We start from the raw sequence: 26,463 nt of genomic DNA on the forward strand, positions 1-26,463 counted from the left end.
GCAGCCTGGCTGTCACGGCTGGTCGCTTCACTATCACTTCCGTTAAGGCGTCGTTTTCGGCGCTGGGTTCTGGCTATCGGTCAGGGCTTTCTCGTCGGCGGAAATACTGCCGGTATTTGCCGCCCACACGCCTTCCTGCGTCTTGGTCACTTTCTGATGGGTAGCATTCAGATTCTGGCCGACGGCAGCAATGTGATTGGATTCCACGCCGCCGGTGTTTTCCCCCCAGGGGATGGTCTGATCGTTGGCCTGAGCGATGCCGCCCAAAGCCAAAGGGATCAGCAGCAACGCAATATTAATCAGGTTTTTTACTCTCATCGTCTTAATCTCCACTTATGCCCATGGCACCCGGTTGGGGGAGGCATGGCGTTATTAGGAAAATACAACGAGGGGGAGGGATAGCTAGGGTCAGTCGGATTCAGGCTGGCGATAAGGGATCCACAATACGCCCTGTATATACAGTCTAGGTCTGAGGGGCTGTGGCTGCGGTGATGTTGATGTAAACGGAATCGTTAATCTCTAAGCGAGTATGTAAGACTGTTTCATGCGAAATGATTTGCATGCTGGCAATGTGAGAAAGCCCGGTCTTATTGATGTGCCCTGAACAACATCAGGTCGTTCTGTTTTTTTGTTTTTCGGCAAAAAGCGCGCTGATGAAATCGACGAATACGCGTATTTTATGGCTGCGATCGCGCAGCCTTGGGTAAAGAATATTGACCGGTGGCCCGACAGGCGCCCATTCCTGCAGTACCGGTTCTAGCGCGCCTGCGCGAAGGTAACTTTCCAAGGTGCAATCGAGCAAGTAAACCAGTCCAAGATGGTTTTTTGCCACTTCGCACAAAGACTGCGAATGATTAAAGCTCAGCAGCGGGCTGGGTGCCAATTGGTAGACTTGCTCATTACGCATAAATTGCCACGAGTCCGCCATTATCTCGCCTGAGCGTATAAAGCCAAGCCGCACGTGTTCTTGCAGCTGCTCCGGGGTCTTCGGTCGGCCATAACGTTCAAAGTAAACACTTGAACCGCAGCACAGGTAGCGGGGTTGGAATAGTTTGAGGCTGACCATATCTGGCACGTCGTTGGCACCGATTCGAATAAACACGTCTGCACGGTCCTCCACAGGATTTACCAGTCGATCGTTCACCGAAACGCTGAGCTGTATTTCTGGATATTGCGCCAGGAATGCCGGCAGTGCCGGGGCGATATGCATACTGCTGAGCATCGAGGCGATCTCAACGCGCAAGGGGCCACGAGGCTGTTCAAACTCTCCGGACATGTCGTTTTTCAACCGATCAAACTGCTGCAATATCTCCTGCGCCGAACGGTAGCAGCGCTCGCCGGCTCCAGTCAGCGAAAAACGACGGGTTGAGCGTTTAAACAGGGGTTGCTGAAATTGTTTCTCAAGCTGGTTAATGCTGTAAGTGATGCTGGCGGGGGATAATCCAAGTTTGGTTGCAGCCTGACTGAACCCGTCCATTTCCACTACCTGACAGAAAACGCGCAGGGCGTGCAATTCATTCATCTTGGCCACATCCATTATTTAAGTTTTTAAAATAATATTTTTAAATCTGTCGGCTGTCAATCAAGGTGGGAATTGGGTAAATTATTTTTTCGTTATCTATCGTTTAATGATGACTTGATTTTTGCGCAGTTAAATAAATCCGTTAAGGAAATATCATGAAAAAATTAATCGCTGCTTTATTGCTGGCGGGGCCTGTTTTATTCACTCAAACCTACGCGGCTGAAAATGATTCAGCGCCTCAACGTTATAAGGTTTCTGCTGACGCTAGCGTAGCAGCGGAACAAAAAGCGGTTTACGATACGATAAATCGCTACCAGACTGCACTTAATGCGGGCGATACCAAGACTATCTTGTCGCTGTTCGCCAAAGAGAGTTATTCGCAATGGAATGATAAACCAACGGCGGACACCAGCGAAAAACGTCGACAACAATATGACGATTTATTTAAGAAAGAAAAGTTTGAAACGGAATTTGCTTATGACAGCGTTAGCGTCAATGGCAATATGGCCTATGTGCGCACTCACCATCATCGCGGGGCGACGGTAAGCCGAATTAGCGATGGCGCTACGTTAATTGATTTAAATCGGGAGGTCTTTGTTTTGGAAAAACAGCAGGGGCGCTGGAATATTGTCGTTTACACCTTTAATACTAACCCCATTCAGGGAGTAGGCTGATTGATTATTAAATAAAGACCGCTTTGCGGTCTTTATTTATGGCCTGAAGCGACTAAAGGTTTCTTACGCCACCGTCGATCAACAACTCACTGCCGACCATAAAGGCGGACTCGTCAGACGCCAAAAACACCGCCGCCTTGGCCAATTCCAGCGCCGTGCCCATGCGGCCAATCGGTACCAGCGCGCGGATCTCATCGCGTAACGTTTGCTCATCGGCATCCTTCAACCCGAGCTTGCCCAGCGCCGGGGTTGCTGTCGGGCCGGGGCTGAGGCCGTTAACCCGGATACCGCGTGGATGCAACTCACCGGACAGCGTTCTGGCCAGCGAAAGCAGGCCGGCTTTGCTGGCGGCGTAAACGTTGCTTAATGGCAGACCAATATGTGCGCTGACCGAGCCACACAAAATAATCGACGCCGGATTGGCCAACTGCGGTAGTAGCGCCTGGATGAGAAAGAACGGCCCCTTGAGATTGATATCCATCAACCGCTGATAGCTCTGCTCATCCCATTCCTGCAACGGGTGATGAGTGACGTCGCCAGCGTTGATGTACAGCACGTCGAGACGTGGCCAATGGCTGGCCAGCTGTTGGGCTAACACGCGCTGCCCAGCAATATCCCCGGCATCGCTGTGCAACAGCAACACCTTGCCCAGAGCTTCACCCGCTGCGTCAAGGGCGCTTTGGCTGCGCCCGGTGATCGCCACGCTGGCGCCTTCGGCAATAAATTGACGCGCAGTTTCCAAACCTATGCCGCTGGTGCCACCGGTAATCAATGCATATTTGCCTTTAAGTCGTGACATAACCCACCCCCCATTGTTGTCGATCTCGGCATTATTTGCGCTATAGTACCTTTTGCATAGTAGGCACCTTTTGGATACTAAAGGACAAGGTGGGATGAAATGACCGATACAGGGCGTTCGACAGCGGAAAAAAATTTAGCGGCGTTGCCGGCAGCAGGGGAACCTTGCCCGATGGTGGGGTTTGTTAATCTGGTCGCCGGGAAGTGGGCTATTCCGATCCTCTACCGGCTGATACTGATCGATGGCCCGGTGCGTTTCAGCGAGCTGCAGCGTGCCGTGGCACCGATCGCCCAGAAAGAGCTGACACGCCAACTGCGGCAGTTTGAACAGCGCGGCCTGGTCACGCGACAGGTGTTCCCTGAAGTCCCGCCGCGTGTTGAATATCAGATTACGCCGCTGGGCAAAACGCTGCGCCCGACGCTCGACTCATTGGCCAACTGGATGCGCACGCACGCCCCTCAGTTGATAGAAAATTAGTCGCCAATGCCCGGCGGGTTGATGGTTGAGCGTGGGACCTTCTCATCCTGTTCGCCCCAACGGTCCAGCACCTGGCCATACTCGCCGCTGGCAATCACCCCATTGATGGCGGCATTGATGGCCGCAACCAGACCGTTATCTTTTTTGGTGGTCACTGCCACATAGGCCACGTTCGGTCCAATCCCGACCATTTTGGTTTTGCCGGTCAGTGCCGCCTTGTAGGCGCCAGTAGAGTGGGGGCCGAAAAATGCATCGGTGCGTCCAGACTGAATGCTCAGGTTGGCGGCTGCATCGTCGGTGACATAAATCGGTTGCACCGCTGCCAGGCCGTTGGCGCGGTTCTGTTTATCCCAGCCAAGCAGGATATTTTCCTGATTGGTCCCCGAGCCGACAATAACCCGCAACCCGGCAATGTCTGCAGGTCGGTTGATTGAGGTTATTTTGCTGGTGGATTTCACATAAAAACCCAGTGTATCCACGCGGTAGGTGGCGAAATCAAACTTTGTCTTGCGCAGCTTGGTGACGGCAATATTGAAAATGGCGGCATCGTACTTGCCCGAACTGATCCCGAGTGGCCAGTCTTCCCAGGAAGTAGGCACCAGATTCAGCTCCAGCCCCAGGCTGTCCGCAACCAGTTGTGCAATATCCGGATCGCTGCCAATCAGCGTTTTATTGTCTTCGGCAAACAGCGCCAGTGGCGGGGAATTTTCAGACGCCACCGCGACGGTCAGTTTGCCAGGTATGGCAAAAGGGTAATTAGCCGGGATCAGTGCCACCGCGGCTGGGTTTTTCGCGGCACGCAAATGTTGCTGATTAGCCTGCAGGTCAATAATGCTTTTGGTTTCAGCCGCTACATGGCCGCATAGCAGCAGCGCGCTCAGTACCAGAGTTTTGCATCGCATGTCGTTACCTATCCGTTTTTAATCATAGGGTTACTATTGGCGGCGGCAACAGGCAAGTAAAGCAACAATAGTGAATAACCAAAGTGAAAAAAATCAGATGAATGCCGCTGGGTAACGCTGATAGCGGCACGATTACTCTGACCGGTTGTCTGATTCTGCATCATTCGACACGGGAAGTGCGCAATCAGGTTGAAAGCAGTAGAATTTGTCACTCATACTGCGTACAGCTTATTTTCTTCTACAAGGAACGCCAGATGGCCGAAGAAACGATTTTCAGTAAAATTATCCGCCGCGAAATTCCTGCTGATGTGGTTTACCAAGATGAACTGGTCACCGCTTTCCGTGATATTTCACCTCAGGCTCCGACCCATATTCTGATCGTACCCAATGTTCTGATCCCCACCATCAACGACGTCACTGTTGAGCACGAAGCCGCTCTGGGCCGTATGATCACCGCCGCCGCCAGGATTGCCGAGCAGGAAGGTATCGCCGAAGACGGCTACCGCCTGATTATCAATTGCAACCGTCATGGCGGCCAGGAGGTCTATCATATTCATATGCATTTGGTCGGTGGCCGCTCCCTGGGGCCGCTGCTGTCACGTTAATCGAGGAAAATAATGCGCTATAGCAAACCCCTGCGTTGTCTGATGGCGCTGACGTTACCCGCCATCATACTGATGGGCTGTAGCAGCCCGCGTGGCATTGCGGTTAACGAACGCCAGACGGTGGTGATGGATTCGCCGGTGCTGACCGCGGGCATTCTGGCCGACAATCCGTCGATTTCGAATGCTTCCGGGCGGGTGATGGCGACTTCGGAACTCAGCAACAGCCAACCAACGCCGGTCACGGTGCACTATCGCTTCTACTGGTATGACGATCAGGGGCTGGATATCCGGCCTTTTGAAGCGCCGCGCACCATTACTATTGCGCCAAATTCAGACGCCACCATTTACTCGCTCAATGGCAACCTCGATGCCAAGCGCGTGCGTCTGTATCTATTCTTGTAAACTCTTGGTTCATTGAGAGAGGGATTAATGAAAAAGTATCTACTTGTCGCGCTGGCCGCGTTGGTGTTAACCGGTTGTCTGTCTCGTCCGCCGGAGCCGGAACAACCGCAACCGCCGGTGACCGTTGAGCCGGTGACGCCGCCGGTGACCGAAGAGCCGCAGCCGCCGGTCACCGAACCGGTACCACAACCGCCAAAGATTCAGCAGCTCGATTGGCTGAGCAGCGTACAGCCGCTGGTCAATCAGATGCTGAAAGCCGATGGGGTTAATCCAGGCAGCGTGCTGCTGCTCGACAGCGTGAAGAACAACACCAACGGTGCGTTGCAGACCGCGAAAGCGACCTCCGCACTGCACAAGGCTTTGGCATCAAATAAAACCTTCTCCATCGTGCCGGAAGCGCAGTTGGCCACTGCCAAACAGACGCTGGGCCTGTCGGTGGATGACAGCCTGGGCTCACGCAGCAAGGCGATTGGTCTGGCGCGCATCGTCAGCGCGCAGTACGTGCTGTACAGCGACGTCAGCGGTGATGTGAAATCACCCACGCTGGATATGCAATTAATGCTGGTGCAAAGTGGTGAAATCGTCTGGTCAGGTAATGGCGCCGTTACACATTGAAGCCGCACTGCGAAGACTGATTGAGCATAAGCTGCCGGCGGTGAAAACCGCCGGTTGTCGTTTCAGTCCGGTGCAGGGCCTGACCGGTGAAAGCTGGCGGATTGAAGGCGAGGGCGTGCAGCTATTGGCTCGCCAGCAAAGTGCAGAAAAAAGCGCGTTGGGCGTCAGTCGTCGACGTGAGGCACGGGTGTTGTGTCGTGCTGGCAAGGGTATCGGGCCGCAGGTTTTAGCGCAGAATAATCAGTGGATTATCTTGCAATGGCTCACTGGTGACGTTGTCACTGAGGCGGGTTTTGTTCGGCTGAATGAGGGCGGCAATCTGGCTGAGGTGATGGCCGGTTTACATCAACGGGCGCCCAGTAGCTACCCGCTGAGCCTGCATCGGCAGTTTACTCGCTATTGGCAGCAGCTGGATCCCCGACGCCTGACACCCGCCTGGTTAAAGCTGCATCAGCGTTTTTTGCGTCGTCGGCCCCCAACGCCACTAAAACTGGCTCCTTTGCATATGGATATTCATCCGGGCAATCTGATCGCACAGGGCCAAGGCCTGCGGCTGATTGACTGGGAGTATGCGGCAGACGGGGATATCGCGCTGGACATCGCCGCCCTGTTTCGCGGCAATGCCTGGTCGCCAGCCGATCAACAGCAATTTTTGCGGCATTATGCCCGTATCGGTTACTCAAATTTATCCTTGCTCAGCGCACAGGTGCAGCGCTGGTTGCCGTGGGTAGATTACCTGATGCTGCTATGGTTTGAAGTGCGCTGGCAACAAACCGGCGATCCCGAATTTTTGCGCTGGGGCGCAGTGTTGCACCGGCGTTTTTGTTTAACATCCCCATGTTCTGAATAAATAGTGAAGTGAGGTGGCCGTGGGCCCAGTAATGTTAGATGTCGCCGGCTATGAGCTGGACGCAGAAGAACGTGAGATCCTGAAACACCCGCTGGTGGGCGGCCTGATCTTGTTCACCCGCAATTTCCACGATGCGCAGCAATTACGTGAGCTGGTACGCCAAATCCGCGAGGCTTCTCACCATCGGCTGGTGGTGGCGGTGGATCAGGAAGGCGGCCGCGTGCAGCGTTTCCGCGAAGGTTTCACCCGTCTGCCGGCGGCGCAGTCATTTGCCGCATTAAACGAAGCGCATGAGGGCGGGCGTCTGGCACAGGAAGCCGGCTGGTTGATGGCGGCGGAAATGATCGCGCAGGACATCGACATCAGTTTTGCACCGGTGCTGGATATTGGCCACGTCAGCGCGGCGATTGGTGAACGTTCGTTCCACAGCGATCCGCAGCAGGCGTTGGCGATGGCCGAGCGTTTCATTCTGGGCATGCACAGTGCCGGGATGAAAACCACCGGCAAGCATTTCCCTGGCCACGGTGCGGTCAGTGCGGATTCGCACAAAGAAACTCCGCGAGATCCGCGTCCATTGGCTGAGATCCGCGAACATGATATGTCGATCTTCCGTGAATTGATTAACCGTCAGCTGTTGGACGCCGTGATGCCGGCTCACGTCATCTATACTGAAGCAGACCCACGCCCCGCCAGCGGCTCGCCTTATTGGCTAAAAGAGATCCTGCGTCAGGAATTGGGTTTTGACGGCGTTATCTTCTCGGACGATCTGTCGATGGAAGGGGCGGCGATTATGGGCAGTTATGCCGAGCGCGGCCAGGCCGCATTGGATGCGGGCTGCGACATGATCCTGGTATGCAATAACCGCGCAGGGGCGGTCAGCGTGCTGGATAAACTGTCCCCGGTCAAAGCAGAGCGGGTGAAGCAGTTATATCATCGCGGTCAGTTCACCCGTCAGGAACTGCGCGATTCTGCGCGCTGGCAGCAGGCGCATAAAGAGCTGAATGCGCTCAGCGAACGCTGGGAAGAGCACAAGCAGCGTAATGCGGGGTGAACCCAGGACGTCGTAGTGCGGCGTAAATGATGAGGGCTGCGGCGCGGCCCTCCGTTTGTTGCGAGGATCCAGATGATTATCTATTTACATGGCTTTGATTCCACCAGTCCCGGCAATCATGAGAAGGTGTTACAGCTACAGTTTATTGATCCTGACGTACGCTTTATCAGTTACAGCACCTTGCACCCACGCCATGACATGCAGCATTTGTTGAAAGAAGTGGACAAGGCGGTTCAGCAGGGAGGCGACAAGCATTCGCTGATCTGCGGGGTGGGCCTCGGGGGTTTTTGGGCCGAGCGTATCGGCTTTTTGTGCGGTATCCGCCAGGTGATCTTCAACCCCAATTTGTCTCCTGAACAACATATGCAAGGCAAAATCGACCGGCCGGAAGAGTATCGCGATATCGCCACCAAGTGCGTTGAGGACTTCCGTGAGAAAAACCGCGATCGCTGTCTGGTGGTGCTTTCCCGCCACGACGAGGTGCTGGACAGCCAGATCAGTGCTGAACTGTTGCACAAATACTATGAAATTGTCTGGGATGAACAACAAACCCACAAATTCAAAAACCTCTCGCCACATCTGCAACGCATCAAGGCATTCAAGACCCTGCCTTAACAGTTTCATAACGCCCGACAGCGCCGCAATGATTGTTCTGAACAGACAAAAATTGCGGCATTTCTTTGCCTGAAAGCCCCGTTTTTCCCGTTGGGGGACAAAATTTAAAACTGTGATCTCGCGCTAACTATTTGAATCACAATCCTCAAAATTTCGCTTCGTCCAGGCTTTAACCAAAAAAGTTTGATGTACATCAATTTTGGTATGACCAAATAACCCCACATGCTATTCTGACTTCAGATAGCAGGTTTATTTTAAGCGAACCCTATGTATTCTAAGGATATTATTTATTTACCCTTAGGCAACAATTGGTTCACATTTAGGGGGTTATTTTGACAACGCCAAAGAAAAAAATCGTCATTGTCGGCGGTGGTGCCGGTGGTCTGGAACTGGCGACCAGCCTGGGCCATAAACTCGGTCGTAAGCACAAAGCAGACATCACGCTGGTAGACCGCAATCACAGCCATCTGTGGAAACCCTTGCTGCATGAAGTAGCAACCGGCTCCCTTGATGACGGCGTCGACGCGCTGAGCTACCTGGCACACGCGCGCAATCACTCGTTCAGCTTCCAACTGGGTTCGCTGACCAACATTAATCGCGAAACGCAAACCCTGCAGTTGGCGCAAATCTGCGACGAGCACGGTGCTGAACTGGTTCCTGCACGCGAGCTGCCTTACGACATCCTGGTGATGGCGCTGGGTAGCACCTCGAACGATTTCGGTACTGCCGGCGTGAAAGATCACTGTATCTTCCTGGACAACCCCCACCAGGCACGTCGTTTCCACAACGAAATGCTGAACCTGTTCCTCAAGTTCTCGGCGCAGCCAGGGCAAAAAGAGCGGGTGAATATCGCCATCGTCGGCGGTGGTGCCACCGGTGTGGAACTGTCTGCAGAGCTGCATAATGCGGTGAAGCAACTGCACAGTTACGGCTTTGAAGGCCTGGACAACAGCGCACTGAACGTGACCCTGGTCGAAGCGGGCGAGCGTATTCTGCCTGCACTGCCGCCGCGTATTTCCGCCGCTGCGCATCAGGAACTGAACAAACTGGGCGTGCGCGTATTGACCAACACTATGGTCACCAGCGCGGATGCCAAGGGTCTGAACACCAAGGGCGGCGAATTTATCGATGCCGATTTGATGGTGTGGGCGGCCGGTATCAAGGCGCCGGACTTTATGAAGGACATCGCCGGGCTGGAAACCAACCGCATTAATCAGCTGGTGGTGGAACCTACGCTGCAGACCACGCGCGATCCGAATATCTTCGCTATCGGTGACTGTGCCTCTTGTCCGAAAGAGGGCGGTGGCTTTGTGCCACCACGCGCCCAGTCGGCGCACCAGATGGCGTCACGCTGCTTTACCAACATTCTGGCTCTGATGAACGGTCAGACGCTGAAGCCTTACGTGTACAAAGACCACGGTTCGCTGGTCTCTCTGTCCCGTTTCAGCACCGTTGGCAGCCTGATGGGCAACCTGATGCGTGGTTCGATGATGGTCGAAGGCCGCATTGCGCGCTTCGTCTATATTTCGCTGTATCGTATGCACCAGGTCGCGTTACACGGTTATATCAAAACCGGCCTGATGATGCTGGTCGGCGGCATCAACCGGGTGATCCGCCCGCGTTTGAAAATGCACTAACAGCCCCCCATATCGACTGACCCACGCCGGTTCGCCCGCGTGGGTTTTTTTATGCCTGTTCCCGCGCGATAGGGTAGCGACGGACTGATCGTTCAGCACAATGTCCCGTCAGTATGGGTAAAAGTCTTAAGAATCCTCCTAAACGCTAGGGGTAAGCGTGCTTTACGGCATTTTTGGTCACATTGTCTTATTGCGAGGTTCTGGAACATTGTGCAGACTTTATCTTGTTTACAGACGGCGCGTCGCGCACGCCGTAAACCGGAATACCACGTGCCGCCAATGCGCAAAATAATAAGCGCGGTGCAATGTCGGTAAAATCCCCGGTACAAATGCGTGGTAACACTTTCAGGAGGATTTCCTGTGAACAAGTCAATGTTAGCTGGTGTGGGTATTGGTATTGCAGCCGCTCTGGGTATTGCTGCGGTGGCCAGTCTTGATGTTTTTTCTTCCGGTCCGCAATATGCGCAGGTTATTGCCGCAACGCCGATCAAAGAAACCATCAAAACCCCGCGTCAGGAATGCCGTAATGTGACCGTCACTCATCGTGCGCCAGTACAGGATGAGAACCGCATTGCCGGTTCGGTTCTGGGTGCAGTTGCCGGTGGCGTTATTGGCCATCAGTTCGGTGGTGGTCGTGGTCGTGATGTGGCGACGGTGGTCGGTGCCTTGGGCGGCGGTTATGCCGGTAACCAGGTGCAGGGTGCGATGCAAAATAACGACAGCACCACCAGCACGCAGCAGCGTTGCAAAACGGTCTACGACAAATCACAGAAAATGCTGGGTTACGATGTGACCTACAAGATTGGCACTCAGCAGGGCAAGATCCGTATGGATCACGATCCCGGCACCCAGATCCCGCTGGATAAAAGCGGCCAACTGGTGCTGAATAAAGCCTAATCAACAGACAAGAATCAAACCCGCGGACAGTGTTAGTTCTGATCGTTTAACCCAGTTAAGCGAGCGGCATTAATATTGACGCGGGTTTCTGCATTCTTAATCCCCGCAGTTTACCCTCAGGCCAGTTCTGACGCGATTTCCGACCTAATGTATCCGTGCGATTTATCCGGGCATACCTTCAATAGTGCAACGGTGTTTGTTATATTATTGTGCAGTTGGGTAGGTGTGATGACGTTATCTCACACCGGCCCAGTCCAGGCATTTGGTCTCCCGGAGACAGAGATAAAAACATGTTAGATTTTCGCTTTCCGACTGCAATGCAAATGGTACTTAGCGTGGCCGTGGCTGAGAAGCTGGGCGTGCGTTCGACCAGTGCGGTGCTTGCCGCCGGTCTGGAAGCCAATCCCAGCTTTATCCGCAAACTGATGGTGCCCCTGACCAAAAATGGCATTATTGTTTCGACCCTGGGCCGTAACGGTTCGATTCACCTGGGTCGCCCGGCGGATCAGATCACCCTGCGGGATATCTATCTGGCCGTTATTGATGATAAACGCATCTGGGCCGCCCGACCGGAAGGGCCGGCGCGTTGCCTGGTCAGTGCCAACGCCTGTTGGTATTTCAAGTCGGTGGTGAACGAGGCGGAAGAGGCATCGTTGAACGTACTGGCGGGCTACACGGTGGCGGATTCTCTGGCCGAGTTGGAGCGGGGCGATAAGCGAGCCTGCGCGGCCTATGCAATGCAAGACGAGAAAGACGAAGAGACAGCAGAAAAATAGTCTGCGATACATGCGGTATAAAGAATAAGACCAAGAAAAGCCCGGTTTAAAAACCGGGCTTTTTTATGGCTGCGGCAGGCGAATTATTCCGCCACGGATTGCCGTGTTTTGCGTGTCACCATACGGCGCAGAGTAACGTAGAACACTGGGGTCAGGAACAACCCAAACAGTGTGACCCCCAGCATGCCGGAAAATACCGTGATGCCGGTGACGCCGCGAACCTCAGCACCGGCACCGTGTCCGAGGATCAGCGGAATAGTCCCGGCGATAAAGGCGATGGAGGTCATCACAATCGGCCGCAGTCGCAGACGACAGGCTTCCAGTGCCGCTTCCATAATGCTTTTGCCCTGTAGCTCCAGTTCACGGGCGAACTCGACGATCAAAATGGCGTTCTTACAGGCCAGCCCCATCAACACGACCAGTCCCACCTGCACGAACACATTGTTGTCACCGCCGGTCAGCCAGACCCCAAACAGTGCCGACAGCATGGTCATCGGCACGATCAGGATCACCGCCAATGGCAGCGTCCAGCTTTCGTACAAGGCTGCCAGCGCCAGGAAGGCCAGCAGCACCGCCACCGGGAAGACAATAATGGCCGCGTTGCCCTGGGTGGACTGCTGATAGCTCAGATCGGTCCACTGAATGTTCATGCCATTCGGCAACAGCTTGTTGGCCATGACCGTCAGTTCACTCATGGCCTGTGACGATGACAGCACACGCGGATCGGCATCACCAATCAGATCTGCCGCTGGGAAACCGTTGTAACGGATCACCGGATCCGGGCCGTAGGTGGTGCTGATGCTGACCATGCTGCCAATCGGCACCATTTCCCCCTTATCGTTGCGGGTGCGCAGGTTGGCGATATCTTCCACGCTGTCGCGGAACTGACCGTCGGCCTGCGCCATCACCTTCCAGGTGCGGCCATAGCGGTTGAAGTCATTGATATAAGACGAACCGAGATAGGTTTGCAAGGTGCTGAACAGGGCATTGAGCGGCACCCCTTGCGCCTTGGCCTTGTCGCGGTCAATCTTCGCGTCCAGCTGCGGTACGTTGGCCTGATAGGACGAGATCGGGAAGCCCATGCCCGGCGTTTGCATGATCGCGCCCGACATGGTGTTGATTGCGGTTTGCAGCGCGCCATAGCCCAGACCCGCGCGATCCTGAATATACAGTGAGTAACCCGAACCCTGGCCGATACCGAGGATAGGAGGGGGCATAATCGAGAACGCGAACCCTTCCTGGATCTGTGAAATCTTGGCGTTAATCTCGGCATTGATCTGCGCCGCGCTGCGGGTACGGGTGCTTAATGACTCCAGCGCAAAGAACACGGTGCCGGTGTTGGGCGTATTGGTAAACTGCAATGCATTCAGCCCAGGGAAGGAGACCGCATCCGTCACCCCGTCGACGCTCAGGCCGATGGCGCTCATTTTGCGGATCACCGCGTCGGTACGTTCCAGCGACGCACCCTCCGGCATTTTCACGCCGCCAATCAAATAAAGCTTGTCCTGAGTCGGGATGAATCCACCGGGTACGGTTTTAAACATCACCCCGGCGGCGCACAGCAACAGCGCGTACACCACAAATACCGCGCCGCGTTTGCCCAGCGCCCGGGAAACCCCACGTTGATAACGTTGTGAGCTGCTGGCAAAGAAGCGGTTAAACGGACGGAACAGCCAGCCGAACAAGCGATCAATCAGGCGTGATGGCATGTCTTTTGGTGCGCCGTGCGGCTTCAACAGCAACGCTGCCAACGCCGGTGACAGGGTCAGCGAGTTGATAGCCGAGATCACGGTCGAAATGGCGATAGTCACGGCGAACTGCTTATAAAACTGGCCGGTGACGCCGGACAGAAACGCCATCGGCACGAACACTGCGCACAGTACGACAGCGATGGCGATAATCGGGCCAGACACTTCACGCATTGCCTGGTGCGCCGCCGCCAGCGGTGACAGACCTTCCTCGATATTACGCTCGACGTTCTCTACCACCACGATGGCATCATCGACCACGATACCTATGGCTAGCACCAGTCCGAACAGGCTCAAGGTGTTGAGCGAAAAGCCCAACAGATAGAGCGCCGCAAAGGTACCGACGATTGAGATTGGCACGGCCAGCAGGGGAATAATCGACGCCCGCCAGGTTTGCAGAAACAGAATGACCACCAGTACCACCAGCAGCACCGCTTCAAGCAGGGTATCTACCACCGAGCGGATCGAATCGCGCACGAATACCGTTGGGTCGTACGGGGATTGCCAGCTCATGCCGTCCGGAAAACGGGTCGACAACTCGGCCATTTTGGCCCGCACCGCATTGGACAATTCAATGGCATTGGCCCCCGGAGCCTGGAAGATACCAATCCCTACTGCGTCCTTATTATTGAGCTGGGCACGCAGAGCGTAGCTGCCGGAACCCATTTCAATGCGTGCGACGTCGCGCAGGCGAACGACTTCGCCGTTGTCGCCGCTCTTGAGGATAATATTGCCAAACTCTTCCTCGGTCTGCAGGCGACCCTGCGCATTGATCGACAGCAGATAATCGCTGCGGGTCGGCATCGGTTCCGCACCCAGTTGCCCGGCAGAAACCTGTACGTTCTGCTCCTGCATGGCAGAGACCACGTCAGAGGCGGTCAGCCCGCGTGAGGCCACCTTGTTCGGATCGAGCCAAATACGCATAGCGTACTCACCGGCACCGAAAATCTGCACCTGGCCGATACCGGGCAGGCGGGCCAGCTCATCCTTGACCTTCAGAGTGGCGTAGTTGCGCAGGTAGAGCGAATCGTATTTACCGGAAGGGGAAACCAGATGGACCACCAGCGTCAGAGCCGGGGATTGCTTCTGGGTCGTTACCCCTTGCCGCCGCACGTCCTCAGGCAGACGTGCTTCGGCCTGCGCCACACGGTTTTGTACCTGCACCTGTGCCTGATCGGGGTCTGTTCCTGGGCGGAAGGTGACGGTGGTGACCAGTACGCCGTCGGAACCGGCCACCGACTTCATGTACATCATGTTTTCGACGCCGTTGATCGCTTCTTCCAGCGGGGTTGCCACCGTTTCAGCGATCTCTTTCGGGTTAGCGCCGGGGTATTGGGCACGTACCTGCACGCTGGGCGGCACCACGTCCGGATATTCGCTGATCGGCAGCAGCGGAATGGCAATAACACCGCCGACAAAAATCAGAATCGACAGTACCGCGGCAAATATCGGCCGGTCGATGAAAAAACGAGAAAAGTCCATGGATCAGGATCCTTTACTGGGGCTTAGTTAAGCGCGGAAGCGTCGGCGTTGATCGCCACGTTTTTGGCAGCGACCGGCATACCCGGCATAAACACTTTTTGCATACCGTCGACGATCACCCGGTCACCGGCAGCCAGTCCCTTCTGTACAATGCGCAATCCGCCAGCCACCCGGCCCACTTCGATATCGCGTCGTTGCGCCTTGCCGTCTTTATCGACGATATAAACAAACTTGCGGTCCTGATCGGTCATGACCGATTTATCGTTGATCAACATGGCATTGAACTCGGCACTGCCGGGCATCTGCACCCGGGCGAATAGCCCTGGCGTGAAGCGGCGCTCAGCGTTTTCCAGCAGGGCGCGCATGCGAATAGTGCCGGTACCGGCGTTCAACTGGTTGTCGGTAAAATCAACAATGCCCTGATGCGGATAGCCGTCTTCGCCGACCAGCCCAACTTTCACCGGCAGTTTTGTCGTGCGTCGCCCATCGTTTTGATAACGCAGAAAAGTGGCTTCATCGACGTCGAAATAGACGTAAACCTTGTCGAGCGACACCAGCGTGGTGAGTACGCTGGCGCTGTCGCCGGTGGTCACCAGGTTACCGGCAGTGATCATTGCGCGGCTGGCGCGCCCGTCAATCGGTGCAATCACCCGGGTAAAATCGAGGTTCAGTTGCGCCAGGTCGAACTGGGCCTGAGCCGCCAGCACGTTGCTCTGTGCCTGAGCGGCGGAAGAGCGACGTTGTTCCCATACTTCAGTAGAGATGGCCTGGCTGCTGATCAATTTCTCGGTACGGCCGGATTCACTGCGGGCCAATGCCGCCTGATTGCGAGCCCGAACCAGTTCAGCCTGTGCCTGCTCACGAGCGGCACGGTAGGTACGGTCGTCGATGGTGAACAGCACCTGGCCTTTTTTCACTTCATCGCCTTCGGTGTAATTCACTTTATCGATATAGCCGGAAACCCGTGGCCGTAGCTGGACGCTTTGCACCGCCTCGATGCGACCGTTGAAAGCGTCCCATTGGCTGATGGGTTTTATCACCACGTCGGCGGTGCTGACGGCCGGTGGCGGGGGGGCCGCATTTTGAGCGACGCTGTTGTCACACCCGGCCAGCAGAGCGACCAGCAACGCGACGGCAGAAAGGCGAGTGCTGATACCGATGCCGCTTTGGCGACGGTGTGAATGGAACAATGAGTTTGGCTGGCTTGGCATTATTTTTCTTTCCAGTAGTAAGCACGATCTGGCGATACACCCGGCCCTGTTATCCGGGTAACTTCCCTGGCCTGTGACCGGCGGCAGAGCGGTTGCACCGGTCATCGGCGCAACGGTTAGGTTTTGAAACACATTGTTGTCACATTAATGTATCAATATCGGTTACATTAATTGGCTGGATTATAGAAGTGCCTCTCTGTTAAATGCAATAATAAAAATTGCATTTAATGCGAAACTGCTGCAACGTAATGGCATCGGGCAGCGGATCTACCTGCCAAGTCATGGGAGCGTCAGCATGAACAGCACGGGTTTTATTACTGATTTGATTGAGTGGATTGATAACAATCTGGAAGAGAAGCTGGACATCAATACCGTAGCGGGCCGCGCGGGGTATTCCAAGTGGCACCTGCAGCGAATGTTCAAACGCCAGACCGGCTACGCGTTGGGGGAGTATATTCGCATGCAGAAGCTGAGGGTCTCGGCAGAGCGCCTGGCCAACAGCGGCGAACCGATCGTCAGCGTGGCGATCTCACTCGGCTTTGACTCGCAGCAGTCCTTCAATCGCAGTTTTAAACGCCACTATGGGCAAACCCCGGGCGACTGGCGCCGCGCGGTGATGCAGCCCTCTATGGCGGTTGGTCGCACGCACTGAGGCGGATTGCAGACAACAAAAAAGCCTGAACTTGCGTTCAGGCTTTCTCGTAAAATATGGCGGTGAGGGAGGGGTTCGAACCCTCGATACACTTACGCGTATACACACTTTCCAGGCGTGCTCCTTCAGCCACTCAGACACCTCACCGTATTTTGTCGTTGCGTGCTCACTGCTGCAACGGGGCGCTACTATAGGGAGACCGAGCGATCCGGTCAAGCAGAATTTCTGCGTTTCGGTGCGTCCGCTTAAGCCGTGTTCGCTTTGCTGAAAACTGCGGCGAACGGCAGGGACGGGGGCCAGGCAGCCCAATTCCCTGTTTCACAGACAACAAAAAAGCCTGAACTTTCGTTCAGGCTTTCTCGTGGAATATGGCGGTGAGAGAGGGGTTCGAACCCTCGATACACTTTCGCGTATACACACTTTCCAGGCGTGCTCCTTCAGCCACTCAGACACCTCACCGTTTTACTTCATCGCTAACGCATTGCGCTGCCGACGGGCGCTAATGTAGGAGAATCTGATCCCAGCGTCAACCCTCTTGTGACATAACCATGACTGTTTAGCCAAAGTTGCAGCAATTTGCTGATTTCCCGAGCGATCGGCCGCCATATCGTATGAGTTTGCGGGGGAGACATGGCGTAAAATTATATAGCAGGCTAATATTTGAACGCTTCAGTATGTATTAGCTCAATATATCAGCAGGAGTGAAGTCTGCAGTGCTGTTATATGCATTAATACTGGATTATTAGTCATATGTGTCGCTAAATGGAAAGGTGCTGGCGCGGGGTTTTGGCAAGGATCTTCACACCGCCGCGCAGGTTGCCGGGCAACGACCCGGCGATAAGCAGACAGGGATTGATCTAACAAATAATAATGCAGCAGAGGTTCACTTTGACTTCGACAGATTCCACACCGACGGCGCCACAGCGCCATGCCATTCCCCCGGGGGCCGGGGCACTGTTCTTTATCCAAATCTTCGCCACGCTGGGTTTTGCCGTGCTGTACTCAACGTTGGTACTGTACGCCACCAAGCGACTTGGTTTCAGCGAAACTAACGCCAACGCCATGATGGGCGTGTTCGGGGCGTTCAACTACGGCTTGCATATGTTCGGCGGCTATCTGGGTGGGCGCTTCCTCAGTAACCGCAACCTGTTCGTACTGGGTATGGTGCTGCAGGTGATCGGCTGCGCATTGATCGCCGTTGCCGGGGTTTGGGGACTTTACTGGGGCCTGGCGATGTTCCTGACCGGCAGTGGGCTGAACGTCACCTGCATTAATATGATGTTGACCCAGCGTTTTAAGCCGGACGACGATCGGCGCGAATCAGCCTTCCTGTGGAACTATGCCGGGATGAACCTGGGGTTCTTTGTCGGTTTTACCGTCGCCGGCTATTTCCAACTGACCGAAAACTACCGTGCGCTATTCCTGTTCGCCACACTGGGCAATGCGGCGGCAATCATCGTCGCCGTCAGCCGTTGGCGCATTCTGGCCGATCTCAACACACCGCTGCATGACGCCAGCCGTGGAGAATATCGCTGGCGCATGCTGGTCGGGTTAGCGGTATTGGTGGTGTTGGTGCCTATTATCCGCGTAATGCTGACCCACGCGGAGTTCAGCGGCTATTTCGTTATTGGCCTTGGCGTGCTGATTTTCCTGATGTTGTGCGTGGTTACGCTGCGTCATCACCCGCGTGACGAACGTCGCCGGATGACGGCTTACCTTATCTTGTCGCTGGGCTCATTGGTGTTTTGGGCGCTGTATCAGTTGGCGCCGATGGGGCTGATGCTGTTCTCCGAGCACAATATCAACCTGAACGTCTACGGCATTCAGGTGGCACCGCAGTGGATCCAGAACATCAATACGCTGGTGATCGTGGTTGGCGGGCCGTTGATGGCCTGGTGGTTCAATCGCCTGCGCGCCCGTGGCTGCAAAATCGACATTCCGATGCAGTTCTCCGGTTCTTTGTTCTGTATCGGGCTCGGGATGCTGGTATTGCCGTTGGGTATTAGCCTGGCCGGCGGTGATGGGCTGGTGGCGTTTAAATGGATTGCCATCAGTTATGTGCTGCAGAGTATCGGTGAACTGATGATTTCCCCAATCGGCTACGCGATGATCGGCAAACTGGCTCCCCCGCGCTATCAGGGTGTGATGATGGGGTGCTGGATGATGGTCACCGGCGTCGCTTCGGTATTGGCGGGCTATGTCTCGGGCCTGATGCCGGAAAACAGCGGCAGTACTCCGGTGCTGACCAACCCTGGTTATAGCGAGGTATTCAGCGTGCTGGGCTGGGGAGCCGCAGGCGTTGGCGTGGTGATGCTGATTTTGATCCCGCTGCTGCGCCGTCTTATCAGGCACGACACGCCTGTTGCCGCCTGAGATCCCACAGCATAAAAACAGCCCCACTGGTCGGGGCTGTTTTCGTTTTGGGCTTTAACGCTTGCATCTGTCGGCGAATCGCGGAAGTCTGGATGGAAACAGATAAAAACAGACGGAGTTGCCAAGATGAACATCATTTTTTACCACCCTTTCTTTAATGCCGGGGAATGGCTCACAGGCCTGTCACAGCGCCTGCCACAAGCGCAGGTTCGTGCCTGGCAACCGGGCGATGATCGTCCGGCAGATTACGCGCTGGTGTGGCGGCCACCCCATGAGATGTTGGCTAACCGTGGTCAGTTGAAAGGCGTGTTTGCCCTCGGCGCCGGCGTCGATGCTATCCTGGAGCAAGAACGCGACTACCCCGGCACCCTGCCGGCAGGTGTGCCGTTGCTGCGCCTTGAAGATACCGGCATGGCGCAACAGATGCAGGAATATGCACTGAGCTATGTACTGCGCTATTTCCGCCGTTTTGATGAATACCAGCTGTTGCAACAGCAGCAGGAGTGGCGGCCGCTCGATCCCCATCAGCAGGATAATTTCACTATTGGCATTCTCGGTGCCGGGGTGTTGGGGAAAAGCGTGGCGCAGAAGCTGACGGCGTTTGGTTTTAACGTGCGTTGCTGGAGCCGTAGCCCCAAACAAATCGACGGCGTGCGGAGCTTTGCCGGAGCCGAACAGCGCGCCGCGTTTCTCGATGGGGTGCAATTGCTGATCAACCTGCTGCCCAATACGCCGGAAACCGCCGGGATCCTCAATCAGCAACTGTTCGCGCATTTGGCGCCGGGAGCTTACCTGATCAACCTGGCACGCGGTGCGCATCTGGTTGAGGACGATTTATTGCAGGCGCTGGAGCAAGGCCAGCTTGCCGCCGCCACGCTGGACGTGTTCGTCACCGAACCGCTGCCGCAGGCGCATCCGTTCTGGCGTCATCCGCGTGTCACCATTACCCCGCATATTGCTGCCATCACCTTGCCGGAAGCGGCGATGGATCAGATAGCGGCGAACATTCTCGCGCTTGAGGCCGGACAAACACCGGCCGGCGTAGTGGATGTGCAGCGCGGTTACTGATCTTTCGGTGATGCACCTGCTAAGCTAAATAAATAATAAACCGCGCCTGCCGCCGCATTCTGGCAGGCCGCTCAGAAGGAGAAGCAATGTACCCCGTTGATTTACATATGCACACCGTCGCCAGCACCCACGCCTACAGCACGCTGCATGATTACATCGTCGAAGCCCGGCAAAAGGGCATCAAACTGTTCGCCATCACCGACCACGGCCCGGATATGGCCGATGCACCGCATTATTGGCACTTTATGAATATGCACGTGTGGCCGCGTCTGGTAGACGGCGTGGGCATTCTGCGCGGTATTGAGGCCAACATCAAAAATCGGCAGGGTGATATCGACTGCACCGGTCCGATGCTGGATAAAATCGACGTGATTATCGCCGGTTTCCATGAGCCGGTGTTTGCACCACAGGACAAGGCCGCCAATACCGAAGCGATGATCGCCGCGATGGCGCAGGGGGACGTACACATTATCAGCCACCCCGGTAACCCAAGATACCCGATTGATATTGCCGCGGTTGCTGCTGCGGCGGCGAAGTATGAAGTGGCGCTGGAACTGAATAACTCGTCGTTCACCCATTCGCGCAAGGGCAGCGAAGACAACTGCCGTGCGATTGCTGCGGCTGTACGTGATGCCGGTGGGTGGCTGGCGCTGGGTTCGGATTCACATATTGCCTTCTCGCTCGGAGGCTTTGAACACTGCGAGCGCATTATTGCCGAAGTGGAGTTCCCGCAGGAACGCATCCTTAATGTTAGCCCTCGGCGCCTGCTGGACTTTCTCGAACGGCGCGGTAAGCCGGCGATTGCGGAACTGGCCGATTTGTGACATCGTCCCGGCAAATTTTTTCCGTATTGTATAAGGCATTATCATGAATGAGTTTTCTGTTGTTTGCCGCGTGCTGGGTACGCTGTTTTATCGTCAGCCGCAAGATCCGTTGCTGGTGCCGCTGTTCGCGCTGATCAAAGAAGGCAAACTGCGACAGCACTGGCCGCTGGAGCAGGATGACCTGTTGGTGCGTCTGCAGCAGGGTTGCGATGTCAACCAGCTGTCCAGCGATTTCAACGCGATGTTTGTCGGTAGTGAATGCAGCGTGTCGCCATTCCGCTCTGCCTATGTTGAAGGGGCGACAGAAGCGGAAGTACGAACTTTCCTGCAGCAGCGCGGTATGCCGCTTGGCGAAACGCCGGCCGATCACTTCGGTTCATTGCTGTTGGCCGCTTCCTGGTTGGAAGATCAGGCACAGGAAGACGAAGCCCAGGCGCAGATCACCTTGTTTGACGACTATTTGCTGCCTTGGTGCGGCCGTTTCCTTGGCAAAGTGGAAGCTCATGCCACCACCGGTTTTTACCGCACGCTGTCGCTGCTGGCACGCGAGTCCATTCAGGCGATGCGTGACGAACTGGCGGAGTACGAACAAGACGAAGAACAGCCGGGTGAAGAGGGCGAACAGCCTTAATGCCTTGCCGGCCGGTTTGCGCCAAGCGGCGGAACCGGCCAATTTCCTCGCTACACAGGTTTTCATCCCCCATACGTAAATTGACAAATAATCCCCTAATCTGACGGTTCACCGGCGGTTTGGCCAATCTGTGCCTGCGCGCTTCGTTTCCTTCGGCAAAGGGTAAAGTATGAAAAATAACTGGATGCAGCAGATCCAATCGATGATTGGGCAAAAGGCCGGTTCAATCGGCGGGTCGGAAGGCATCGGCAAACTGCTGGCCCCGACCGCACTGGGTGGCCTGGTGGGCGTCTTGCTGGCGAACAAGTCATCACGCAAATTGGTGGGTAAATTCGGCAAGAACGCGTTGATTATCGGCGGCAGCGCGGCGGTGGGCGCGGTGTTGTGGAACAAGTACAAGCAGAGAGTGAAAGAAACCCATCAGGATGAACCGCAGTTCGGTCTGCAAGCCACACCGGTGGATTTACGCGCTAAACGGCTGGTGCAGGCACTGGTGTTTGCCGCCAAGAGCGATGGCCATATCGATGCGGAAGAAAAGCTCGCTATCGACCACAGCCTGGAACAGCTGCAGGTAGGGGAAGAAGCGCAAAAATGGGTGCAAGAGGCCATCGATCAGCCGCTGAACCCGGATCTGATCGCCCAGAGCGTGAAGAATGAAGACGAAGCGTTAGAAGTTTATTACCTGAGCTGCATGGTGATCGACGTCGATCACTTTATGGAGCGTGGTTATCTCGACGCGCTGGCGCAGTCGTTGAAGATCCCGGCGGACGTTAAGCAGGGCATCGAAAACGACGTGAACGAGAAAAAGCGCGAGCTGGCATAGCGCCGCTTGGCAAGCCGGGGGGAATCGTGTCACTCTTGCCTTAATCAAGGTAAGCGGATGATTTAGCAATGATGACACCCCCTAAGGCAGAAAAACGTCCTTATCCCATCACTACCCACGGCGACACACGGGTAGATGACTATTATTGGCTGCGCGACGATGAGCGCGCAGACCCCCAGGTGCTGGACTATCTGCAGGCGGAAAACGCCTTTACCGACGCAGTGTTGAAACCGCAGCAGGCGCTGCGCGAAACTCTGTATGAAGAGATGGTGGCGCGTATTCCCCAGCAGGAACATTCGGTGCCTTACGTCCGGCACGGCTACCGTTATCAGACCCGCTTCGAACCGGGCAATGAATACGCGATTTACGTCCGTCAGCCGCAGGCCGAGAGCGAGCATTGGGACACCCTCATCGACAGTAACCAACGTGCCGAGCAGCGTGAGTTTTATACCCTTGGCGGGCTGGAAGTCAGCCCTGACAACCAAAAGCTGGCGGTCGCGGAGGATTTCCTTTCCCGTCGCCAGTACGACATTCGTTTCAAAAACCTCAGCGACGATAGCTGGACTGACGAAGTGCTGGAAAATACCTCCGGCAGCTTTGAATGGGCCAACGACTCGGCCACCGTGTATTACGTACGCAAACATGCCAAAACGCTGCTGCCTTATCAGGTCTATCGCCACGTGGTGGGCACCGATCCGCAACTCGATGAGCTGATCTACGAAGAAAAGGATGACACCTTCTACGTCGGCTTGGAAAAGACTACCTCCGATCGTTTTATTCTGATCCACCTGAGCAGCACCACCACTTCGGAAATCCTGCTGCTGGACGCCGATCGCGCCGACAGCAAGCCGCAGATGTTTGTGCCGCGTCGTAAGGATCATGAATACGGTATCGATCACTATCACCAGCATTTCTATATCCGTTCCAACAAGGACGGCAAGAACTTTGGCCTCTACCAGAGTGAGCAGGCGGATGAGGTGCAGTGGCAGACGCTGATCGCTCCGCGCATCGAAGTGATGCTGGAGGGCTTTAGCCTGTTCCGCGACTGGCTGGTGGTGGAAGAGCGCAGCGAAGGCCTCACCCAACTGCGACAGATCCACTGGCAGAGCGGCGAAGTGAAGCGCATTGCCTTCGACGATCCTACCTACACCACCTGGCTGGCGTATAACCCGGAACCGGAAACCGAGCTGCTGCGCTATGGCTATTCTTCGATGACCACGCCGACCACGCTGTATGAGCTTAATCTCGATAGCGGTGAGCGCGTGATGCTCAAGCAGCAGGAAGTGAAAAACTTCACCCCGGAAAATTACCGCAGCGAGCGGGTATGGGTGAAGGCTCGCGATGGCGTCGAAGTGCCGGTTTCGCTGGTTTACCGCCACGATAGCTTTACGCGCGGTACTAACCCGTTGATGGTGTATGGCTACGGATCCTACGGCAGCAGCATGGATCCGGCCTTCAGCGCCAGCCGCTTAAGCCTGTTGGATCGCGGTTTTGTATTTGTACTGGCACACATTCGCGGCGGCGGTGAGCTGGGGCAACTGTGGTATGAAGACGGCAAACTGTTCAAAAAGCAAAACACCTTCAACGACTTTATCGACGTGACCGAAGCGTTAATCGCCCAGGGGTACGGTGATGCCAAACGGGTGTTCGCCATGGGCGGCAGTGCCGGTGGTTTGCTGATGGGCGCGGTGATTAATCAGGCACCCAAGTTGTTCAACGGCATTGTGGCGCAGGTGCCCTTTGTTGATGTGGTCACCACCATGCTCGACGAGTCTATTCCGCTGACAACCGGTGAGTACGACGAATGGGGCAACCCGAACGAACAGGCGTATTACGACTACATTTTGCAATACAGCCCGTACGATCAGGTTAAGGCGCAGGATTATCCACATATGCTGGTCACTACCGGCCTGCATGACTCTCAGGTACAGTATTGGGAGCCGGCCAAGTGGGTGGCCAAGCTGCGTGAGCTGAAGACCGACGATCGCCAGCTGTTGCTGTATACCGATATGGATTCCGGCCACGGCGGCAAGTCCGGGCGTTTCAAAGCTTATGAAGATATCGCGCTGGAGTACGCCTTTATTCTGGCGCTGGCGGAGTAACCTTCAGGCGGGCGGCTGGCGCTGCCCGCTTTTTCAACCAATCAGATAGTATTTCAGCGTGTGCTTCATGTCCGGACTGAGGTCTTCGATAGATTTCAGCATCCAGCGCAAATAGCCGGGATCTTCCTGCGCTACGCGATCAATTTCCTGTCCACGATACTTACCGAACTTAAACTTCTTCAGCAGCACTGGCTGGTCAGTGATTTGCTCCATCTGTTCCGGCGTCCAACCTGAATCCTTGATGATGCGTTGCAACAGCGCAGCGGTGACGTAGCAGTCGTATAACGCCCGGTGTGGGTAAAGCGTGGTGTCCTGCGGCAGTTGAACATCGAGATTCAGCGCATAGCGCAGATATTGGTTGCCGTATTTGATGTCCGGGTACAGGTTGCGCGCCAGTTTCATGGTGCATATCCAGGCGCCGTGCATTTCTGGTAACACGCCGCGATCGAATGCCGCATTATGCGCGACATAGTAGGGACTGCCCTGATAGCGACCGATCGCTACCGCGATGCGTGGTTTCCCTTCGACCATCTGCTCGGTGATATGGTGAATGGCCATGGCCTCAATGCCAATAGGGCGGTCTGGGCTGATTAAATCGCTCATTGGGTTGGCGATCTGTCCGTCGATCAGATCAACAGAGGCCACCTCTACCACGCCGCCTTCCAGCCCGCAGGTTTCAGTGTCTATTACGCGTAAATTCATGGTTTCCTCAGAGTGGCTGCACAGGTTTAGCTTAACCGGCAGGCCTGCGCCTGCCAACCGCTGAAAGGCGTGGAGTTATTTCAGGCAACAAAAAACCCGCCTTGGCGGGTTTAATTACGGTTAGAAGTTCGCTTACTCGCCGGTCGACTGGCCTTTCTTCGCGCGTTTGCCTGCACGTTTTTCTGCAGGGGTTTTCAACGGCTTCTTCTTCGCATTTTTTTTGCTATCCATTCCCTTACTCATGATGGCCTCTCAGTTACCTATGGTTGGGTGGGTTGCTCAGTCATTAACCCCCTTACGCCTGTCGGATGCAAGCAGGAAAGTCGGTGGTTTTGTTAATCGATTGTTTATAGGTGCAATTTTGTTTTCTTATGCATGGCTGCTTAATTGTTTTGATATGTTATAATATAACAATTAAACGATAACCGGAGAGCGCAATGAACGTTGTGACCTTACTAAACCAACAGCAGCTCCTGGCCATGCCGGAGTCTGATTACATGAACCCGGCGCAGCGGGCTTTCTTCCGCCAGCGCTTGCTGGATGAGCAACAAAAGCTGTTGCAGCACATTGATGCGCTGAAGCGGGATATCGATGGCGGGGAGGTGTCCGGTGACGAAGCGGATAAAGCCGCCCGCGAAGAGGACCTGCGATTGCTTTTCCGCCAGTTGGATCGTGAAAGCCGTCTGCTGCCGAAAATCAGCGCGGCGTTGACGCGATTACATAACGGCGAATACGGTTATTGCCGTGAAAGTGGTGAGCCTATCGGGCTGGCGCGCCTGTTGCTGCGACCGACGGCGGAGCTAAGCATTGAAGCCAAAACCGCTCAGGAAATGCGTGAGCCACATCTGCGTAAACGGGGCTAAGTTCACGGCTGGCTACTCGTGGTCAGCCGCTATTTTGCAGTCAGTTCGTATTCATTTTAAGCAAACGCACCCTAACTTGTTGGGGAGGGTAGGAGTTTTCAGGTTTTACCGTTGACCAAATGAGTGGCTTCGGCTTTTATGAGGGTATGACCCACTCAGAGA

The 26,463-nt window shown here is 55.2% G+C and carries 26 protein-coding genes and 2 tRNA genes; 19 read left to right on the forward strand and 9 right to left on the reverse strand.

The features are described from left to right. Positions 1–42 precede the first annotated feature (42 nt). Positions 43–318 carry a hypothetical protein gene (locus tag E5C26_RS09635; RefSeq protein ID WP_135316095.1) on the reverse strand — a complete coding sequence of 92 codons (276 nt, stop codon included), beginning with the start codon at positions 316–318 and terminating at the stop codon, positions 43–45. Between the two features lie 292 nt (positions 319–610). Continuing rightward, positions 611–1,522, reverse strand: coding sequence for a LysR family transcriptional regulator (locus tag E5C26_RS09640; protein ID WP_135316096.1), 912 nt, complete (start codon positions 1,520–1,522; stop codon positions 611–613). 155 nt (positions 1,523–1,677) lie between these two features. Between E5C26_RS09640 and E5C26_RS09645 the strand changes: the two genes are divergently transcribed. Beyond that, positions 1,678–2,196, forward strand: a complete 519-nt coding sequence (locus tag E5C26_RS09645) for a YybH family protein (protein WP_135316097.1) — start codon at positions 1,678–1,680, stop codon at positions 2,194–2,196. Between the two features lie 52 nt (positions 2,197–2,248). On the opposite strand, the gene E5C26_RS09650 is transcribed toward E5C26_RS09645, so the two are convergent. Continuing rightward, positions 2,249–2,995 (reverse strand): SDR family oxidoreductase, encoded by a 747-nt coding sequence (locus tag E5C26_RS09650; RefSeq protein ID WP_135316098.1) that lies wholly within the window; start codon positions 2,993–2,995, stop codon positions 2,249–2,251. Positions 2,996–3,094: 99 nt separating this feature from the next. Here E5C26_RS09650 and E5C26_RS09655 point away from each other — a divergent pair, with 99 nt between their 5' ends. Then, complete coding sequence (locus tag E5C26_RS09655) at positions 3,095–3,472, forward strand: winged helix-turn-helix transcriptional regulator (RefSeq protein ID WP_135316099.1); 378 nt, start codon at positions 3,095–3,097, stop codon at positions 3,470–3,472. Here E5C26_RS09655 and E5C26_RS09660 read toward each other — a convergent pair. Beyond that, positions 3,469–4,374, reverse strand: a complete 906-nt coding sequence (locus E5C26_RS09660; protein ID WP_135316100.1) for an ABC transporter substrate-binding protein — start codon at positions 4,372–4,374, stop codon at positions 3,469–3,471. The two genes, E5C26_RS09655 and E5C26_RS09660, sit on opposite strands and share 4 nt — an antisense overlap. Before the next feature lie 254 nt (positions 4,375–4,628). On the opposite strand from E5C26_RS09660, the gene hinT reads away from it, so the two are divergent. From hinT to E5C26_RS09705, 9 genes are all read left to right on the forward strand, one after another. Beyond that, positions 4,629–4,979 carry a purine nucleoside phosphoramidase gene (gene hinT, locus E5C26_RS09665; RefSeq protein WP_026142310.1) on the forward strand — a complete coding sequence of 117 codons (351 nt, stop codon included), beginning with the start codon at positions 4,629–4,631 and terminating at the stop codon, positions 4,977–4,979. Between the two features lie 12 nt (positions 4,980–4,991). Beyond that, positions 4,992–5,381: a YcfL family protein gene (locus tag E5C26_RS09670; protein ID WP_135316101.1), complete on the forward strand. Its 390-nt coding sequence runs from the start codon at positions 4,992–4,994 to the stop codon at positions 5,379–5,381. Between the two features lie 27 nt (positions 5,382–5,408). Then, positions 5,409–5,996: a penicillin-binding protein activator LpoB gene (gene lpoB, locus E5C26_RS09675; RefSeq protein WP_135316102.1), complete on the forward strand. Its 588-nt coding sequence runs from the start codon at positions 5,409–5,411 to the stop codon at positions 5,994–5,996. Beyond that, positions 5,977–6,846 (forward strand): phosphotransferase, encoded by an 870-nt coding sequence (locus E5C26_RS09680; protein WP_135316103.1) that lies wholly within the window; start codon positions 5,977–5,979, stop codon positions 6,844–6,846. Before lpoB ends, E5C26_RS09680 begins: the two co-directional genes overlap by 20 nt. A 31-nt stretch (positions 6,847–6,877) precedes the next feature. Beyond that, a complete protein-coding gene (gene nagZ / locus E5C26_RS09685; protein ID WP_135316104.1) occupies positions 6,878–7,897 on the forward strand; it encodes a beta-N-acetylhexosaminidase in 1,020 nt (339 codons plus the stop codon). Positions 7,898–7,969: 72 nt separating this feature from the next. After that, positions 7,970–8,512, forward strand: a complete 543-nt coding sequence (gene ycfP, locus E5C26_RS09690; RefSeq protein WP_135316105.1) for an alpha/beta hydrolase YcfP — start codon at positions 7,970–7,972, stop codon at positions 8,510–8,512. Positions 8,513–8,844: 332 nt separating this feature from the next. Next, on the forward strand, positions 8,845–10,149 hold the full coding sequence (locus tag E5C26_RS09695) for an NAD(P)/FAD-dependent oxidoreductase (RefSeq protein WP_135316106.1): 1,305 nt from the start codon (positions 8,845–8,847) through the stop codon (positions 10,147–10,149). A 360-nt stretch (positions 10,150–10,509) separates the two neighbouring features. Next, positions 10,510–11,046, forward strand: coding sequence for a glycine zipper 2TM domain-containing protein (locus E5C26_RS09700; RefSeq protein ID WP_167796634.1), 537 nt, complete (start codon positions 10,510–10,512; stop codon positions 11,044–11,046). A gap of 290 nt (positions 11,047–11,336) precedes the next feature. Further along, the gene (locus E5C26_RS09705; RefSeq protein WP_135316107.1) at positions 11,337–11,822 is read left to right on the forward strand and encodes an RrF2 family transcriptional regulator; all 486 of its coding nucleotides are present in this window, start codon (positions 11,337–11,339) and stop codon (positions 11,820–11,822) included. Between the two features lie 83 nt (positions 11,823–11,905). Here the strand turns inward: E5C26_RS09705 and sdeB are convergent, their stop codons facing one another. Together sdeB and E5C26_RS09715 are read right to left on the reverse strand one after the other, a co-directional pair. After that, positions 11,906–15,052, reverse strand: coding sequence for a multidrug efflux RND transporter permease subunit SdeB (gene sdeB, locus E5C26_RS09710; protein WP_135316108.1), 3,147 nt, complete (start codon positions 15,050–15,052; stop codon positions 11,906–11,908). Positions 15,053–15,075: 23 nt separating this feature from the next. Next, a complete protein-coding gene (locus E5C26_RS09715; RefSeq protein WP_135316109.1) occupies positions 15,076–16,263 on the reverse strand; it encodes an efflux RND transporter periplasmic adaptor subunit in 1,188 nt (395 codons plus the stop codon). Positions 16,264–16,558: 295 nt separating this feature from the next. Here E5C26_RS09715 and E5C26_RS09720 point away from each other — a divergent pair, with 295 nt between their 5' ends. Further along, positions 16,559–16,915 carry a helix-turn-helix domain-containing protein gene (locus tag E5C26_RS09720; RefSeq protein ID WP_135316110.1) on the forward strand — a complete coding sequence of 119 codons (357 nt, stop codon included), beginning with the start codon at positions 16,559–16,561 and terminating at the stop codon, positions 16,913–16,915. Positions 16,916–16,972: 57 nt separating this feature from the next. Here E5C26_RS09720 and E5C26_RS09725 read toward each other — a convergent pair. Next, positions 16,973–17,062: transfer RNA gene (locus E5C26_RS09725), tRNA-Ser, on the reverse strand. Between the two features lie 222 nt (positions 17,063–17,284). After that, positions 17,285–17,374 (reverse strand) — tRNA-Ser (locus E5C26_RS09730). Between the two features lie 411 nt (positions 17,375–17,785). On the opposite strand from E5C26_RS09730, the gene E5C26_RS09735 reads away from it, so the two are divergent. From E5C26_RS09735 to E5C26_RS09760, 6 genes are all read left to right on the forward strand, one after another. Next, positions 17,786–19,288 (forward strand): peptide MFS transporter, encoded by a 1,503-nt coding sequence (locus E5C26_RS09735; protein WP_135316111.1) that lies wholly within the window; start codon positions 17,786–17,788, stop codon positions 19,286–19,288. 126 nt (positions 19,289–19,414) lie between these two features. After that, entirely contained in the window at positions 19,415–20,356 is a 942-nt protein-coding gene (gene ghrA, locus E5C26_RS09740; protein WP_135316112.1) for a glyoxylate/hydroxypyruvate reductase GhrA, read from the forward strand. A gap of 86 nt (positions 20,357–20,442) precedes the next feature. Beyond that, complete coding sequence (locus tag E5C26_RS09745) at positions 20,443–21,180, forward strand: phosphatase (protein ID WP_135316113.1); 738 nt, start codon at positions 20,443–20,445, stop codon at positions 21,178–21,180. Between the two features lie 43 nt (positions 21,181–21,223). Continuing rightward, positions 21,224–21,811, forward strand: coding sequence for a TorD/DmsD family molecular chaperone (locus E5C26_RS09750; RefSeq protein WP_135316114.1), 588 nt, complete (start codon positions 21,224–21,226; stop codon positions 21,809–21,811). A 169-nt stretch (positions 21,812–21,980) separates the two neighbouring features. Beyond that, entirely contained in the window at positions 21,981–22,634 is a 654-nt protein-coding gene (locus E5C26_RS09755; RefSeq protein ID WP_135316115.1) for a tellurite resistance TerB family protein, read from the forward strand. A gap of 68 nt (positions 22,635–22,702) precedes the next feature. Next, complete coding sequence (locus E5C26_RS09760) at positions 22,703–24,736, forward strand: S9 family peptidase (protein ID WP_135316116.1); 2,034 nt, start codon at positions 22,703–22,705, stop codon at positions 24,734–24,736. A gap of 33 nt (positions 24,737–24,769) precedes the next feature. Here the strand turns inward: E5C26_RS09760 and exoX are convergent, their stop codons facing one another. After that, entirely contained in the window at positions 24,770–25,438 is a 669-nt protein-coding gene (gene exoX / locus E5C26_RS09765; RefSeq protein ID WP_135316117.1) for an exodeoxyribonuclease X, read from the reverse strand. Positions 25,439–25,875: 437 nt separating this feature from the next. Between exoX and dksA the strand changes: the two genes are divergently transcribed. Continuing rightward, entirely contained in the window at positions 25,876–26,301 is a 426-nt protein-coding gene (gene dksA, locus E5C26_RS09770) for an RNA polymerase-binding protein DksA (RefSeq protein WP_135316118.1), read from the forward strand. Positions 26,302–26,463 lie beyond the last annotated feature (162 nt).

It is taken from the genome of Serratia proteamaculans, assembly GCF_004684015.1.
Taxonomy (GTDB): domain Bacteria; phylum Pseudomonadota; class Gammaproteobacteria; order Enterobacterales; family Enterobacteriaceae; genus Serratia; species Serratia proteamaculans_F.

Excerpts from the sequence above, each read along its gene's own strand:
- E5C26_RS09650 (WP_135316098.1), bottom strand. The coding sequence starts at position 2,995 with ATGTCACGACTTAAAGGCAAATATGCATTGATTACCGGTGGCACCAGC.
- E5C26_RS09755 (WP_135316115.1), top strand. The coding sequence starts at position 21,981 with ATGAAAAATAACTGGATGCAGCAGATCCAATCGATGATTGGGCAAAAG.
- E5C26_RS09670 (WP_135316101.1), top strand. The coding sequence starts at position 4,992 with ATGCGCTATAGCAAACCCCTGCGTTGTCTGATGGCGCTGACGTTACCC.
- E5C26_RS09655 (WP_135316099.1), top strand. The coding sequence starts at position 3,095 with ATGACCGATACAGGGCGTTCGACAGCGGAAAAAAATTTAGCGGCGTTG.
- lpoB (WP_135316102.1), top strand. The coding sequence starts at position 5,409 with ATGAAAAAGTATCTACTTGTCGCGCTGGCCGCGTTGGTGTTAACCGGT.
- E5C26_RS09760 (WP_135316116.1), top strand. The coding sequence starts at position 22,703 with ATGATGACACCCCCTAAGGCAGAAAAACGTCCTTATCCCATCACTACC.
- nagZ (WP_135316104.1), top strand. The coding sequence starts at position 6,878 with ATGTTAGATGTCGCCGGCTATGAGCTGGACGCAGAAGAACGTGAGATC.
- E5C26_RS09635 (WP_135316095.1), bottom strand. The coding sequence starts at position 318 with ATGAGAGTAAAAAACCTGATTAATATTGCGTTGCTGCTGATCCCTTTG.
- ycfP (WP_135316105.1), top strand. The coding sequence starts at position 7,970 with ATGATTATCTATTTACATGGCTTTGATTCCACCAGTCCCGGCAATCAT.
- exoX (WP_135316117.1), bottom strand. The coding sequence starts at position 25,438 with ATGAATTTACGCGTAATAGACACTGAAACCTGCGGGCTGGAAGGCGGC.
- E5C26_RS09660 (WP_135316100.1), bottom strand. The coding sequence starts at position 4,374 with ATGCGATGCAAAACTCTGGTACTGAGCGCGCTGCTGCTATGCGGCCAT.
- E5C26_RS09705 (WP_135316107.1), top strand. The coding sequence starts at position 11,337 with ATGTTAGATTTTCGCTTTCCGACTGCAATGCAAATGGTACTTAGCGTG.
- E5C26_RS09735 (WP_135316111.1), top strand. The coding sequence starts at position 17,786 with ATGCAGCAGAGGTTCACTTTGACTTCGACAGATTCCACACCGACGGCG.
- hinT (WP_026142310.1), top strand. The coding sequence starts at position 4,629 with ATGGCCGAAGAAACGATTTTCAGTAAAATTATCCGCCGCGAAATTCCT.
- E5C26_RS09745 (WP_135316113.1), top strand. The coding sequence starts at position 20,443 with ATGTACCCCGTTGATTTACATATGCACACCGTCGCCAGCACCCACGCC.
- E5C26_RS09715 (WP_135316109.1), bottom strand. The coding sequence starts at position 16,263 with ATGCCAAGCCAGCCAAACTCATTGTTCCATTCACACCGTCGCCAAAGC.
- E5C26_RS09640 (WP_135316096.1), bottom strand. The coding sequence starts at position 1,522 with ATGAATGAATTGCACGCCCTGCGCGTTTTCTGTCAGGTAGTGGAAATG.
- ghrA (WP_135316112.1), top strand. The coding sequence starts at position 19,415 with ATGAACATCATTTTTTACCACCCTTTCTTTAATGCCGGGGAATGGCTC.
- E5C26_RS09720 (WP_135316110.1), top strand. The coding sequence starts at position 16,559 with ATGAACAGCACGGGTTTTATTACTGATTTGATTGAGTGGATTGATAAC.
- sdeB (WP_135316108.1), bottom strand. The coding sequence starts at position 15,052 with ATGGACTTTTCTCGTTTTTTCATCGACCGGCCGATATTTGCCGCGGTA.
- dksA (WP_135316118.1), top strand. The coding sequence starts at position 25,876 with ATGAACGTTGTGACCTTACTAAACCAACAGCAGCTCCTGGCCATGCCG.
- E5C26_RS09645 (WP_135316097.1), top strand. The coding sequence starts at position 1,678 with ATGAAAAAATTAATCGCTGCTTTATTGCTGGCGGGGCCTGTTTTATTC.
- E5C26_RS09750 (WP_135316114.1), top strand. The coding sequence starts at position 21,224 with ATGAATGAGTTTTCTGTTGTTTGCCGCGTGCTGGGTACGCTGTTTTAT.
- E5C26_RS09680 (WP_135316103.1), top strand. The coding sequence starts at position 5,977 with ATGGCGCCGTTACACATTGAAGCCGCACTGCGAAGACTGATTGAGCAT.